This window comes from Streptomyces sp. NPDC031479 (assembly GCF_055581065.1).
The window spans coordinates 194,066-207,303 of sequence record NZ_JBVIKC010000003.1; the positions used below are offsets into that span (position 1 = coordinate 194,066).

General features: G+C 72.2%; 8 protein-coding genes and 2 pseudogenes. 4 read left to right on the plus strand and 6 right to left on the minus strand.

Annotated features, from left to right (window positions below; translation table 11 throughout):
• Window positions 1–249 precede the first annotated feature (249 nt).
• A complete protein-coding gene (locus ACZ5D2_RS05835) occupies window positions 250–4,212 on the plus strand; it encodes a multifunctional oxoglutarate decarboxylase/oxoglutarate dehydrogenase thiamine pyrophosphate-binding subunit/dihydrolipoyllysine-residue succinyltransferase subunit (RefSeq protein ID WP_468927434.1) in 3,963 nt (1,320 codons plus the stop codon).
• A gap of 119 nt (window positions 4,213–4,331) precedes the next feature.
• Here ACZ5D2_RS05835 and ACZ5D2_RS05840 read toward each other — a convergent pair whose 3' ends face one another.
• Both ACZ5D2_RS05840 and ACZ5D2_RS05845 read right to left on the minus strand, forming a co-directional pair.
• Entirely contained in the window at window positions 4,332–4,532 is a 201-nt protein-coding gene (locus tag ACZ5D2_RS05840; protein ID WP_371676692.1) for a hypothetical protein, read from the minus strand.
• Between the two features lie 70 nt (window positions 4,533–4,602).
• Window positions 4,603–4,782: pseudogene (locus tag ACZ5D2_RS05845) on the minus strand (hypothetical protein); the annotation flags it as partial.
• Window positions 4,783–5,201: 419 nt separating this feature from the next.
• Here ACZ5D2_RS05845 and ACZ5D2_RS05850 point away from each other — a divergent pair.
• The 3 genes and pseudogenes from ACZ5D2_RS05850 to ACZ5D2_RS05860 form a co-directional block, all read left to right on the plus strand.
• Window positions 5,202–5,441, plus strand: a pseudogene (locus ACZ5D2_RS05850) (hypothetical protein); the annotation flags it as partial.
• Window positions 5,442–5,633: 192 nt separating this feature from the next.
• Window positions 5,634–6,362 carry a hypothetical protein gene (locus ACZ5D2_RS05855; protein ID WP_371676693.1) on the plus strand — a complete coding sequence of 243 codons (729 nt, stop codon included), beginning with the start codon at window positions 5,634–5,636 and terminating at the stop codon, window positions 6,360–6,362.
• Between the two features lie 71 nt (window positions 6,363–6,433).
• Complete coding sequence (locus ACZ5D2_RS05860; RefSeq protein ID WP_371676694.1) at window positions 6,434–6,808, plus strand: hypothetical protein; 375 nt, start codon at window positions 6,434–6,436, stop codon at window positions 6,806–6,808.
• A 110-nt stretch (window positions 6,809–6,918) separates the two neighbouring features.
• Here ACZ5D2_RS05860 and fxsT read toward each other — a convergent pair whose 3' ends face one another.
• From fxsT to fxsA, 4 genes are all read right to left on the minus strand, one after another.
• Window positions 6,919–9,921, minus strand: a complete 3,003-nt coding sequence (gene fxsT / locus ACZ5D2_RS05865; protein ID WP_371676695.1) for an FxSxx-COOH system tetratricopeptide repeat protein — start codon at window positions 9,919–9,921, stop codon at window positions 6,919–6,921.
• 113 nt (window positions 9,922–10,034) lie between these two features.
• Complete coding sequence (locus ACZ5D2_RS05870) at window positions 10,035–11,651, minus strand: aKG-HExxH-type peptide beta-hydroxylase (protein ID WP_468927440.1); 1,617 nt, start codon at window positions 11,649–11,651, stop codon at window positions 10,035–10,037.
• Window positions 11,648–12,913 (minus strand): FxsB family cyclophane-forming radical SAM/SPASM peptide maturase, encoded by a 1,266-nt coding sequence (locus ACZ5D2_RS05875; protein ID WP_371676697.1) that lies wholly within the window; start codon window positions 12,911–12,913, stop codon window positions 11,648–11,650. The genes ACZ5D2_RS05870 and ACZ5D2_RS05875 overlap by 4 nt, the downstream gene beginning before the upstream one ends.
• 121 nt (window positions 12,914–13,034) lie before the next feature.
• A complete protein-coding gene (gene fxsA, locus ACZ5D2_RS05880; protein ID WP_371676698.1) occupies window positions 13,035–13,229 on the minus strand; it encodes an FxSxx-COOH cyclophane-containing RiPP peptide in 195 nt (64 codons plus the stop codon).
• Window positions 13,230–13,238: the final 9 nt, after the last annotated feature.

Sequence of the window (13,238 nt, forward strand, 5' to 3'; positions counted from 1 at the left end):
CTGGTGGGAAGGACATGATCTCGGCCACACGTGCCCGGGGTCGTCAGGGGTGCGAAGCCATGGGGGCCGCAACCTGGGTGCCCCCTACCCGAACCACGCTTGTTTCCCGCCATTCCACGTGATGAAACCCGCCGTTCGATGTGACCTGCGCGACGGAAGTCCCGCCCGGCCTGCAAGGCACCGTCCGGGAGGCGTAGCCTTTATTCCCGCTGTCCATACCTTGTGAAGCGGAAGAGGGCGGTTGCCGCCGTGTCGCCACAGTCCCCCAGTAACCCGAGCACCACGACCGAAGCAGCAGAGGGCGGGAAGACCCCTGCCTCAGGCTTCGGCGCGAATGAGTGGCTCGTCGACGAGATCTATCAGCAGTACCTCCAGGACCCGAACTCGGTCGACCGGGCCTGGTGGGACTTCTTCGCCGACTACAAGCCGGGGGGCGCTGCCGCTCCGGTGAAGGCGGACGGTCCCGGGAAGTCCACGACGACGGATGGCGCCTCCGCACAGGCCGCCACCTCCGCCGCAGCCCCTCAGGCCCCTGTCGCCGCCGCCACGGGGGCGGCGCGCGCCGTGCCCCCCGTCGCCGGCAACGGCTCCGCCGGGGCAGCCGCGGCCGCCCCGGCCGCTCCGCCTGTGTCAGCTCCTGCCCCTGCTCCTGCCACCCCCTCTGGTGCCCCTGCTGTGACTGTCACCTCCCAGGCCCCGGCCGCCGCACCGGCCGCGCCCGCCCCTCAGGCTCCGGCTCAGGCCGCCGCCCCCGTAGCCCCCGCTGCGAGCAGCGGCTCCACCGGAGCGGCTGTCGCCGCGCCCGCAGCCAAGGCCGCGCCCGCCACCGAGGCCCCCTCCGGCCCCGAACTGGTGACGCTCCGCGGCCCGGCCGCTGCCGTGGCCAAGAACATGAACGCCTCCCTCGACGTGCCGACGGCCACCTCCGTCCGCGCCGTCCCGGTGAAGCTGCTGTTCGACAACCGCATCGTCATCAACAACCACCTCAAGCGCGCCCGCGGTGGGAAGATCTCCTTCACCCACCTCATCGGCTACGCGATGGTTCAGGCGATCAAGGCCATGCCCGCCATGAACCACTCCTTCGCGGAGAAGGACGGCAAGCCGACCCTGGTCAAGCCGGAGCACGTGAACTTCGGCCTCGCGATCGACCTGGTGAAGCCGAACGGCGACCGCCAGCTCGTCGTCGCCGGCATCAAGAAGGCCGAGACCCTCAACTTCTTCGAGTTCTGGCAGGCCTACGAGGACATCGTCCGCCGCGCCCGCGTCGGCAAGCTGACGATGGACGACTTCACCGGCGTCACCGTCTCGCTGACCAACCCCGGCGGTCTGGGCACCGTGCACTCCGTGCCCCGCCTGATGCCCGGACAGTCGGTCATCATGGGCGTCGGCTCCATGGACTACCCCGCCGAGTTCCAGGGCACCTCGCAGGACACCCTGAACAAGCTGGGCATCTCCAAGGTCATGACCCTGACCTCGACCTACGACCACCGGGTCATCCAGGGCGCGGCCTCCGGCGAGTTCCTGCGCATCGTCGCGAACCTGCTGCTCGGCGAGGACGGCTTCTACGACGCCGTCTTCGAGGCCCTGCGCATCCCGTACGAGCCGGTCCGCTGGAACCGCGACATCGACGCCTCCCACGACGACGACGTCACGAAGGCCGCCCGCGTCTTCGAGCTGATCCACTCCTACCGGGTCCGCGGCCACGTCATGGCCGACACCGACCCGCTGGAGTACAAGCAGCGCAAGCACCCCGACCTCGACATCACCGAGCACGGCCTCACCCTGTGGGACCTGGAGCGCGAGTTCGCGGTCGGCGGCTTCTCCGGCAAGTCGATGATGAAGCTCCGCGACATCCTCGGCGTGCTGCGCGACTCGTACTGCCGCACCACCGGCGTCGAGTTCATGCACATCCAGGACCCGAAGCAGCGCCGCTGGATCCAGGACCGCATCGAGCGTCCGCACTCCAAGCCGGAGCGCGAGGAGCAGCTGCGCATCCTGCGCCGCCTGAACGCCGCCGAGGCCTTCGAGACCTTCCTGCAGACGAAGTACGTCGGCCAGAAGCGCTTCTCCCTGGAGGGCGGCGAGTCCGTCATCCCGCTGCTCGACGCGGTCATCGACTCCGCGGCCGAGGCCCGCCTGGAAGAGGTCGTCATCGGCATGGCCCACCGCGGCCGCCTGAACGTCCTCGCCAACATCGTCGGCAAGTCGTACGCGCAGATCTTCCGCGAGTTCGAGGGCAACCTCGACCCGAAGTCGATGCACGGCTCCGGCGACGTCAAGTACCACCTGGGCGCCGAGGGCACCTTCACGGGCCTGGACGGCGAGCAGATCAAGGTCTCGCTCGTCGCGAACCCGTCCCACCTGGAGGCCGTCGACCCGGTCCTGGAGGGCGTGGCCCGCGCGAAGCAGGACGTCATCAACAAGGGCGGCACCGACTTCACGGTGCTCCCGCTCGCCCTGCACGGCGACGCGGCCTTCGCCGGCCAGGGTGTGGTCGCCGAGACGCTGAACATGTCGCAGCTGCGCGGCTACCGCACCGGCGGCACCGTGCACGTGGTCATCAACAACCAGGTCGGCTTCACCGCCGCCCCGGAGTCCTCGCGTTCCTCGATGTACGCGACCGACGTGGCCCGCATGATCGAGGCGCCGATCTTCCACGTGAACGGTGACGACCCGGAGGCCGTGGTCCGCGTCGCGCGGCTCGCCTTCGAGTTCCGCCAGGCGTTCAACAAGGACGTGGTCATCGACCTCATCTGCTACCGCCGCCGCGGCCACAACGAGTCCGACAACCCGGCGTTCACCCAGCCGCTGATGTACGACCTGATCGACAAGAAGCGCTCGGTGCGCAAGCTGTACACCGAGTCCCTCATCGGTCGCGGCGACATCACCCTGGAAGAGGCCGAGCAGGCGCTCCAGGACTTCCAGGGCCAGCTGGAGAAGGTCTTCGCGGAGGTCCGCGAGGCCGCCACGCAGCCCCCCGTCAGCGTGCCGGCCCCGGCGCAGGCCGCGGCCCAGTTCCCGGTGACCGTGAACACCGCGATCTCCCAGGACGTCGTCAAGCGGATCGCCGAGTCCCAGGTCAACATCCCCGAGAACGTCACCGTCCACCCGCGTCTGCTGCCGCAGCTGCAGCGCCGCGCGGCGATGATCGACGACGGCACCATCGACTGGGGCATGGGCGAGACCCTGGCCTTCGGTTCGCTGCTGATGGAGGGCACCCCGGTCCGGCTGTCCGGCCAGGACTCCCGCCGCGGCACCTTCGGCCAGCGTCACGCGGTCCTCATCGACCGGGAGACCGGCGAGGACTACACGCCGATGCTGTACCTCTCGGACGACCAGGCCCGCTTCAACGTCTACGACTCGCTGCTCTCCGAGTACGCGGCCATGGGCTTCGAGTACGGCTACTCGCTGGCCCGCCCGGACGCGCTGGTGCTGTGGGAGGCGCAGTTCGGTGACTTCGTCAACGGCGCGCAGACCGTCGTCGACGAGTTCATCTCCTCGGCCGAGCAGAAGTGGGGCCAGACCTCCGGCGTCACGCTGCTGCTGCCGCACGGCTACGAGGGCCAGGGCCCGGACCACTCGTCCGCGCGTCCCGAGCGCTTCCTCCAGATGTGCGCGCAGGACAACATGACGGTCGCGATGCCGACCCTGCCGTCGAACTACTTCCACCTGCTGCGCTGGCAGGTCCACAACCCGCACCACAAGCCGCTCATCGTCTTCACCCCGAAGTCGATGCTGCGTCTGAAGGCGGCGGCGTCGAAGGCGGAGGAGTTCACGACCGGTTCGTTCCGTCCGGTCATCGGCGACTCGACCGTGGACCCGAACGCGGTCCGCAAGGTCGTCTTCTGCGCGGGCAAGGTCTACTACGACCTGGAGGCCGAGCGGGAGAAGCGCGGCATCACCGACACGGCGATCATCCGCATCGAGCGGCTGTACCCGCTGGCCGGCGCGGAACTCCAGGCGGAGATCGCCAAGTTCCCGAACGCGGCGAAGTACATCTGGGCCCAGGAGGAGCCGGCGAACCAGGGTGCGTGGCCGTTCATCGCGCTGAACCTGATCGACCACCTCGACCTGGCCGTCGGCGCCGACATCCCGGCCGGCGAGCGCCTGCGCCGCGTCTCGCGTCCGCACGGCTCGTCCCCGGCGGTGGGCTCCGCGAAGCGCCACCAGGCGGAGCAGCAGCTCCTGCTGAACGAGGTCTTCGAGGCGTAGTCGCCCCGCTGAACTGAACGAACGGAAGGCCCGGCCCCCAAGGGAGCCGGGCCTTCCGGCTGTTGGGCCCCTGCCGGTGGCGTCAATCAGGCTTCAGACATGGAACATGCCGCGCATGGTCAGTCGGCCGGCGGCTGGGCAGTGACCGTCTGACGGGCGCGGAGTTCGGGGTGGTGTCGCATGATCAGGACGTTCATGTCGCTGACGCGCGAGCGGTCACGGTCCACGTGGGCCTGGAAGCGGGCCAGGACGTGGGCGGCGCACTCGGCGCAGGTGTCCGGAGGGATCGGCAGCCGCGGGAACAGGTCGGCGGGCTCCACTACACGGCCTCGATGTTGGCCACGGCTGTGGAGATCTCCCGCCCGGACGTCCCCCGGATGTACGCCGGCCTCACCCAGCGCCCACGGGCCGGACGGGCAGTTGGCGGCGGGCCGCCTCCAAGCCTGCGTACGTCTCGCGGACGGTCTGGTGATATCGAGCCTGCTGCGGCGCGGCCTTCCTCGCCTTCAGCAGGTTCTGGAACGAGGCGTCGAGGTCGCCCGTCCACATCTGCGCTCGGGCCAGCGCGGCAAGGTCGTAGTAGCCGAGTTTGCTGGCGACGTCGTAAGAGGTGCGGTACAGGCTGGCCAGCAGCAGCCACCGTTCCCGGCCGGGTAGCGCGTGGGTTGCGGTGGTGGCCTCTTGGATGAGACCGGGGAGCCTGGCGGATCGGCCGGATCGAGGTGCGGACTGGCCGGAATGACGCCCTGTTCGGTCTTGGTGTAGGTGCTGTACGGGACCTGGGAGAGGTCCGATACCGCCTGCTGGGTGAGGTGGCGTTCGAGGCGCAGGCGCTTCATGCGCGCACCGGTGTGGTCGTTCGATAGAGAGTGCGTGCTGGCTCCCGTTCGGACTCGACACCTGAACGGTACCGGCACACGACGAAGTCCCCGTCCCGGTCCATGGGCCGGGTTTGGGGCAGGGGCCAGTTGACAGGAGAGGAGCGCAGGGTGGGGACGGCCCTCAAAGGCATGAGCCGCATACGGTGGCACGAACTGACCCATGCCTATGGATCCGCACGGGACGTGCCGGGCCGACTCTCACGGGTGGCGTGGGGTGACGCCCGAACGAGCCTCGACGCGTTGAGTGACCTGGGCCTGTGGCTCGGCGAGCTGGCGGTCTTCGACGCGACCGTCGCGGCGGTTCCGTTCCTGTGGGAGCTCGCCACGGCCGACTCGCCCCGAAGTCGGCGCCCTCACAGCCGGGCGCCCCGGGGCGGCCGATGATCTTACCGAATCCTGACGCACCGTCTCGGAGCGCCCACAAGTCCCCCGCCGCCTCTAGCGTGTTCGTACATCCCCGAAGGCGACCGGCCGGCGCGAGCCGCACCCGATGCCGGTTCGACTTCGAGGAAGCCCGAAATTTCACGAGAAGGCGGAAAAATGACGGTCGAGACGCTTCCCCTCTGCGCTTACCCGGAGTGCACCAACCACCCCGAAGCGCCGACGCCCGGCAACCCCGAGCCCAGGTACTGCGCTCACCCCGACCACAACGCGCTGGGCGCGTTCCGCGCGTTCCGGGCCAGGCGGCAGCAGCGCAAGGACGAGAAGCGCCAGGCGGCCGAGGCCAAGAAGGCGGCCAGGACGGCGTCCGCCGCGGACGCCGGTCCCGTCGAGGGGACGACGGAGTCCGCGCCGGAAGCCGCCGCGGAAGCCGTGATGCCGGGCGTGGACGGCTCCGGCGCTCGCGCCGACCTCGTGGCGCTCATCTCCCGGCTGTCCGTGGAACTGCCGGGCTACATCGAGGAACTGGCCATCATCACGGACTCGGCCGCCGCCGAGGAGCGCATCCGGACCGTGACCCGGGCAGCGGCCCAGCGGACCCTGGGTGCCGAACAGCGCACCACGCTGGCGGAGGAGGCCGCGGACCTGGCCATCGCCCAACTGGACGTGGCGAAGCACCGGTTCGAGGAGGAGGCGGACACGATCCGCCAGGAGGCCGCGCAGCAGGTGGCGGACGTGGCGTTCGTACGGGCCGAGCTGGAGCGCTACCGCGAGCGGGTCGCCCAGCTGGAGGAGCGGCTCGACACGGTACGCGAGGAGGCGGACGCGGCGCGCCGGGAGCGCAGCGAGCTCGCACGGCAGGCCGAACAGCACCGGTGCGGGGTCTGACGACCGCCCCCGAACCGCCAGGACAGTCCACTCACATTTCGCAGCACCGAATTACCACAACGGGAGGAAACGTGTCTCGAACCGTCAAGCGGAGCACCAGGCTGGCAACGGTCGCCGGGATGGTGGCGGCCGTCAGCGCGGGAATGATCGTGACCGCACCCGCGAGCCAGGCGGCACCGGTCGCGGCCTTCCGCCTCAGCAACTTCTCGGCGACCATCGCGAACATCTGCGTCCACACGGACGTCGCGACGAAGTGCTCGGGAAACATAGCGGCGGGAAAGAGCGAGGTCTACAAGGTGGAGTACAGGGGGCCGCGCAACTGGTACTGCACTTCGACCGCGAAAGGGCTGACCGGCACCGCCAGCACTCCTTACTTCAGCCGGGACGACGTCAAGGAATGCGCGGAGGTCGGCAACATCTTCGGAGCCAGCATCATGCTCAAGTGACCGCCACCGGGGGCTCCGAAGGCTGAGGGTCCCGCCGCCGCCCGGTCCCGTGGCCGGTGCCACGACGAGACCGGGCGGCGGACGCACCGCGGGCGTACCGCGTCCGCCGCCTACGGCTGGGGCTCGAAGTCCCAGTAGGGGCGGGTCTGCTGGCGGGCCGAGACCGTGTGGACGTGCTGGGGGCCGAGGGTGCGGGTGAGGGCCTTGATGCCCGCCTCCTCGTGCTTGGAGGCCTCCGTGTCCTCCCGTACCGAGCGCAGGTCCGCGGCGAGGGCGATCTGGGCGCTGAGCGCCATCGGGTGGTCGGGGCCGAGGATGCGTTCGGCCCCGCGCAGGGTCTCGCGGCTGAGGTCGAGCGCGTCCTCCAGGCGGCCGGTGATGTTGCGGTGCCCGGTGGTGTTCAGGGCGCAGCCCAGGGTCCAGGGGTGGCGGTCGCCGAGCGCGCCCCGCATTCCGACCAGGGCCTGTTCGGCGAGGTTGAGGGCCTCCGCGCGTTCGCCCTGGGCGCGCAGTACGAGGGCGAGGTTGCCGACGGTGCCGATGCTGTACGGGTGGGCGAGGCCGAGCTGGGACTGGTAGCCGCGGACGACCTCCTCGGAGATCCGGCGTGCCTCCTCGATGTCCCCGTACTCGCGCAGGTAGGTGGCGTAGTCGGAGGCGACCATCAGCGTCCAGGGGAACTCGGCCCCGAACACCCGGGTGGAGCGTTCCAGGACGCCGCGCAGCCGGGCGCCGGCGCCGGGGATGTCACCGGAGCGGCGCAGGCACATGCCGAGGTTGTGCTCGGCGCGCAGGGTCTGCGGGTGGTTGACACCGAGGACCTGGGTGTTGAGCTTGAGGCCCTGTTCCTGGCGGGCGAGGGCCTCGCGGTAGCGGCCCATCAGGCGCAGGCCCATCGCGCAGCCGATGCCGGAGGAGAGGGTGGCGATGTGGCGTACCCGCAGGACCCGTTCGCGGCGGCGCAGGGTGTCCAGGTCGGTGTCGTAGGCCTCCTGGTAGCGGCCGAGCAGGCGCAGGACGACGGCGACGTTGTTCTGGGCGTTGAGGGTGGTGGAGTCGTCCTCGCCGAGGAGTTCGCGGTAGGTGGTGAAGGCGTGTTCCAGCAGGGTCCGGGCCTGGTCGAACTTGGCGGTGCCGAGCAGGACCCCGGCGTAGGTGCTGGTGGCGCGCAGGGTCTCCAGGTCGCGGTCGCCGCGTTCGGTGACGAGCCGGTCGGCGACCGAGCGGGCGAGGGTCTCGGCCTGGCGGAAGCGGCCGAGCATGCGCAGGGCGCCGCCGTAGTGGTAGCTGAGTTCGCGGACCTGGTCGTGGTCGTCGCCGAGCATGGCCCGCCAGACGCCGTCGGTCTGTTCCGACAGGCGCAGGCAGGTGCGGTACTCGCCGGCCAGGATCAGGTAGCGCAGACAGTGCAGCAGGAAGGTCTGGATGCGGGGGTTACTGCTGGTCAGGACGCCGGCGGAGTCGAGGTGCGGGATGAGTTCGGCGTAGCGGGGCCAGAGCCGGGAGTCGGTGGGGCGGCCGGGGTCGGCGGCGGCGAGGACCTGGCGGACGGCGCGGGAGAGCTGGTCGGCCTCGTCCTCGGCGAGGTTCTCGCGGACGATGTTGTGGACCATGCGGTGCAGTTGGACGGTCTCCAGGCCACCGCCCTCCTCCACGGAGAGGTCGGAGTACTCCAGGCGGACGACGGAGAACTGGACGAGCTTGTTGAGGGCCGCGTTCCAGCGGATCTGGTCGTTGATCAGGCCGGCGAGGTGTTCGGGCACGTCGTCTGCGGGGAACTCGCGCAGCAGCCGCAGCGGGACCCTGCCGGGGGCGAAGAAGACGAACAGCCGCAGGAGGGCGAGGGCGTCGGGGAAGTTCTCCCGGACGTTGTTGAGGAGTATGGCCAGCGCGGTCGGGAAGGGCAGCGGGTAGTCGTCGGAGAGGGTGACGGCCTCGTGGGAGTCGAGCCTGCGCTGGAGGAGGGTCAGGTACTCGCCCACGCCGATCGGCGAGTCGGCGAGCCAGCCGGCGGTCTGGTCGAGGGCGAGGGGGTAGTCCTCCAGCGCCTCGGCGAGCTGATCGGCCTCCTCGCCGGTGAGGCGGCGGGCCCGGCGGCGGATGAAGGTGATGGACTCGGGGCGGGCGTAGAGGGGGACCTCGACGAGGCTGGTGTGGCGGGCGGCCCATTCGCGGTTGCGCGAGGTGATGATCACGTCGCCGGCGCCGGAGGGCAGCAGGTCGGTGAGGTCGTCGGGGTTGTCGCAGCCGTCGAAGACCAGCAGCCAGCGGTGGAACGGCGCCCCGCGCCGCAGCACCTCCAGTACGGCCCGGATCTGCTCGCCGTAGCTGCCGGCTCCGCGCGGCAGGCCGAGGGCGGGGGCCAGGTCGGCGAGGCGTTCGCGCAGGGTGGGGCGGTCCTCGGCGGGCACCCACCACACGACGTCGTACTCGGAGGCGAAGCGGTAGGCGTACTCGGTGGCGACCTGGGTCTTGCCCACGCCGGACAGCCCGAGCAGGGTCACGGTGGACGCGCCGGGCGGGGCCTCGGTGAGGGCTTCGCGGAGCCGGCCGATGACATCGTTGCGGCCGGTGAAGCGCGGGTTGCGGCGCGGGACCCGGCCCCAGATCTCGGGCGGGTCGTTGGGGAAGCGGGGCCCGCGGCGGCCGCTCTCGGTGCCGATCCGGTCGGTCGGCAGCTCCAGGCGGCGCAGCACCCGGTACTCGGCCTCGTAGGAGTCCAGGCCCCACAGGTCGGTCTTCTCCAGCGCGGCCACGGCGCTGGGCAGCGGGGCGTCGGTGAGGCAGACGGCGGCGAACCGGTCCGGGTGGGCCTCGGTGACGGCGCGCAGGGCGGTGTTCCACTCCTCGTCGGTGTGGGTGCCGGCGGAGAAGTAGCGCTCGCTGAGGACGAGGAGGACCTTGCCTCCCGCCCGGGAGAGGTCGTCCAGGGCCTCGGTGAGGCCGGGGCTGGTCTGGGGGTCCCAGCGCTGGAGCGCGACGCGGTGGCCGTGCTCCTCCAGGCGGTGGGCGATCCACACCGCCCAGGGGCGGTTGAAGCCCGCGAAGCTGATGACGAAGCGCTGCGGCTGGGCGGCTCCGTCGCGGTCGAGTCGCGTACCGGTACCGGTCATGCGGCCGTCTCCCTGGGGTCCGGGCGGTGGACGGGACGTGAGGCGGTGCGGGGGGCGGTGCGGGGGTTTTGCGGGGGCTGTGCGGGCTTGAAAGGTACCGCAGCCCGGGGCCCTCAGACCTGTACGAATGCCGCGAGTTCGGGGTGGGCCTCGCACCAGCCGCGTCGCTCCCGCTCCAGCGCGCGCCGGGCGGTCGCGTGCTGGTCCCCGGGGGGCGGCAGTTCGTCCATGGTCCGCTCGGCGGCCGCCATCCCGTCCACGAACTCCCGTCCGGTGACCGTCAGTTGCGGCTGCGCCCGCAGTACGGGGAGGACGGCGGCGACCTGTGCGCGCACCCGGGCGTGCTGGGCCCAGGCGCCCCGGGCCCCGTACAGCGCGGCCCGCTGCCAGTACCCGGCCAGCGCCAGGTGGGCGTACGCCCCGTGCAGCAGCCCCTCCAGCGGCCTCGGGTCGCTGCGCCAGGGGGCCCAGAGCCGGGGCGTGCGGTCGGCGGTGTGCAGGGTGAGGACGTCGGCGAGGGCGGCCAGCTTGCCGTGCTGCACCTCGTGGACCAGGGTCGCCGCCAGCGCGGGCGGGGCCTGGGCGCGGGCCAGGACGGACCCGGCGGCCGCGGGCAGGGTGGCACCGCTGGAACGGGCGCCGCCCGCGAGGGGGACCACGGAGCGCAGCAGTCGGCCGATCTCGTCCGCGCGGGTGGAGTCGTAGCGCTCCAGCAGGGTGAGGGCGCCGGACCACTGGGTGTCCCAGCGCTTGTGGCCCTTGGGGGTGAGCCGCCGGGCAGGGCGTACGGGTGCCGGGTGCGCGGCGGCCGGGGCGCGGTAGGGGTCGAGGTCGTCGAGGGCGGTCCGGCCGCCGGGCAGGGCGTGCAGCGGGAGGGTGGCGCAGGAGTCCCAGGAGCGTTCGGTGAGGGCGAGCGGGCCGGGCCGGTCGGGGCGCAGCAGCCCGAGCGTGGGCAGTGCGAGCCGGCCGCCGACGGGCCGCAGGGTGGCCTTGAAGCCGATCCCGGCGCGCAGCGCGGCGGCGACGGCGAGCGCACCGAGGTGGGCGAGGTCGGGCGGGGGTCCCTGGGGCGCGTGCAGGCGGCGCAGGGTCTCCTCGGCCCAGACGCCGGTGGCGGGGTAGTGCAGGACGTCGCGCACGGCCTCGGGGTCCTGCCGTTCGGCCTCCTCCAGGAGCGCCCAGCGCTCGGCGGCCTCCGCGCCGGGCGCGGCGTCGAGGACGGCGCGCAGCAGCAGGAGCCGCTTGGAGCGGCGCACGTCGCGCACCAGGCGGGTGCCCTCGGCCGAGGGCTCGGTGGAGGCCAGGGCGCGCAGCGTGTGGGAGCTGACGGTGAAGCGCGCGAGCTCGCCGGCCGGCTCCGCGCCGCCTCCGCCGGCCCCCGGGGCCACGTCCTGGTCCCGGCGCTCCCCCCGGGCCCGGTCCCGGTCCTGACCCCCGAGGCCGCCCTGGGTCCGGCCCCGATCCCGGCCGTGGACCCCCGCCTGTACGGGCACCAGCCCGCGGGGCGGCTCCCGGCCGGGCGGATCCTGGGCCTGCTTCGGGGTCGTAGTCCGGTCCGGGGTCGGGGCCCGGTCCTCGGGGAGGGTGCCGTTCGGAGGGGTCCGGGAAGCCGTTCTGGCCCGGGAACGGGCGTCGGTATCGGTTCCGGCTTCGGCTTCGGCTTCTGCTTCGGCTTCGGCTTCTGCTTCGGCTTCTGCTTCGGCTTCGGCCGCTTCCGTGTGGTGGGTCATGAGGCGGCCCGTCCCGTCGTCGCGGCCAGGTGCAGGGCCCCGGCGATGTGCCGGATGACGGCCTGGAGGTCGGCGCAGTACACGGACGGCTGGCGGAAGCCCTCCCCCGCACGGTAGCGGTGCGGGTAGTGGCCGCCTCCGCACACCTCGACGAGTTCGCAGGAGCGGCAGCCGGGTGCGAGGGCCTCCCGGCCCAACTGGCGGGCGGCGAAGCCGGGGTGGTCGAGCAGCTGGTCGAAGCTGTGGGTGTCGACGGTCATACCGGTGGCGGCGGCCCCTTCGTACGCGGACTTCAGCGAGTCGGCCTGCTCGATGGCGCCGTCGGTCTCGACGACGGCGGTGGCGGCCGGGGCCAGGCCGAGCGTCTCGGTGGCGGTGGGCAGGCCCAGCAGCAGCGCGATGACCTCCTCGAAGATCCGGATCCGGGTCCGCCGCACCCCGTCGTGCCACCAGCGGTCGAAGACGGCCAGCAGCCAGTCGCCGTACGGGGTCCCGGGCCCGGGACGGCCCGGTGGCGGGGTGCTCCAGTTGGCCAGCGGCAGCAGCAGGCCGATGGCGGGCGGCGCGAAGTCGAGCAGGGACTCGTACGTCTCCACCGGGTCCTGCGCCAGGTCCACCACGCACAGCACCCCGGCATAGCCCTCGGGGTGCCGTGCGAGCAGCCGGAGCCCGCGCGCGGCGGCGCCGAAGCCGGGCCGCCCCCCGTGGTCCACGCGGCGGGTGTTGTGCGCGGGCAGTCCTCCGTCGAGGCTGACGCCGACCCGGATCCCGGCGGCGGCCAGGGCGGTGATCCGGCCCCGGGTCAGGAGGGTGCCGTTGGTCTGCACGCTCGCGGTGACGCGGGTGCGGGGCGCGTGCCGGGCCACGGCCGCCCGTACCGCGTCGACGGGAGCGGCGAGGGCGGCGGGCGCCGCCAGGAGGGGCTCTCCGCCGTGCAGGACGAGGTCGACGCGGGGCAGGTCGTGGGCGGCGGCGTGCTCGGCGATCCGTTCGGCGGCGCGCAGGGCGGTGGCCCGGGTCATGACGGCGGGGCGGGTGCGCCAGCTCTGGTCGGCCATCTCGTAGACGTAGCAGTAGGTGCACGCGAGGTTGCAGCGGCTGTGGGTCTTGAGGACGAACTGCCGGATCGGCTGCGGACGGTGGCCGGCGGCGCGCAGGGCCGGCACGTCGAGGCGGGCGTACGGCCAGGGGGCGTGGCGCACGTGCCGGTCGAGGGCCCGGTGCGCGGGCAGCACGGGACCGCTCGTGATCGCTTGGCTCATCCGCCTGCACCTCCCTCCCCCAGCCAATGCCGGGGGGACCCCCAGGACGGTCCATCCCTGCCCCTCGGACGGGCCCGGCTAACGGCGGAAAGTGGTCAACCCGCATCGGCGTGACGCGCGGTCAGGCGACTCCGGAGTCGAAGGCGTTGAGGATCTCGGCGGGGTGGGTGACCCGTTCGACCATGCTCTCGATGACCTCGGCGAGCACGGGATGGTCGATCCCGCGCAGCGCGGCCAGGTCGAGCCCGGAGAGGTCCGGGAGCCGCCCGGGACACGGGCGGGCCGGTGCTGCCGCTTCCTGACGTCCGGTCACCATCGGCTGTCC

Excerpts from the sequence above, each read along its gene's own strand:
- ACZ5D2_RS05855 (WP_371676693.1), top strand. The coding sequence starts at position 5,634 with ATGACGGTCGAGACGCTTCCCCTCTGCGCTTACCCGGAGTGCACCAAC.
- fxsT (WP_371676695.1), bottom strand. The coding sequence starts at position 9,921 with ATGACCGGTACCGGTACGCGACTCGACCGCGACGGAGCCGCCCAGCCG.
- ACZ5D2_RS05870 (WP_468927440.1), bottom strand. The coding sequence starts at position 11,651 with ATGACCCACCACACGGAAGCGGCCGAAGCCGAAGCAGAAGCCGAAGCA.
- ACZ5D2_RS05875 (WP_371676697.1), bottom strand. The coding sequence starts at position 12,913 with ATGAGCCAAGCGATCACGAGCGGTCCCGTGCTGCCCGCGCACCGGGCC.
- fxsA (WP_371676698.1), bottom strand. The coding sequence starts at position 13,229 with ATGGTGACCGGACGTCAGGAAGCGGCAGCACCGGCCCGCCCGTGTCCC.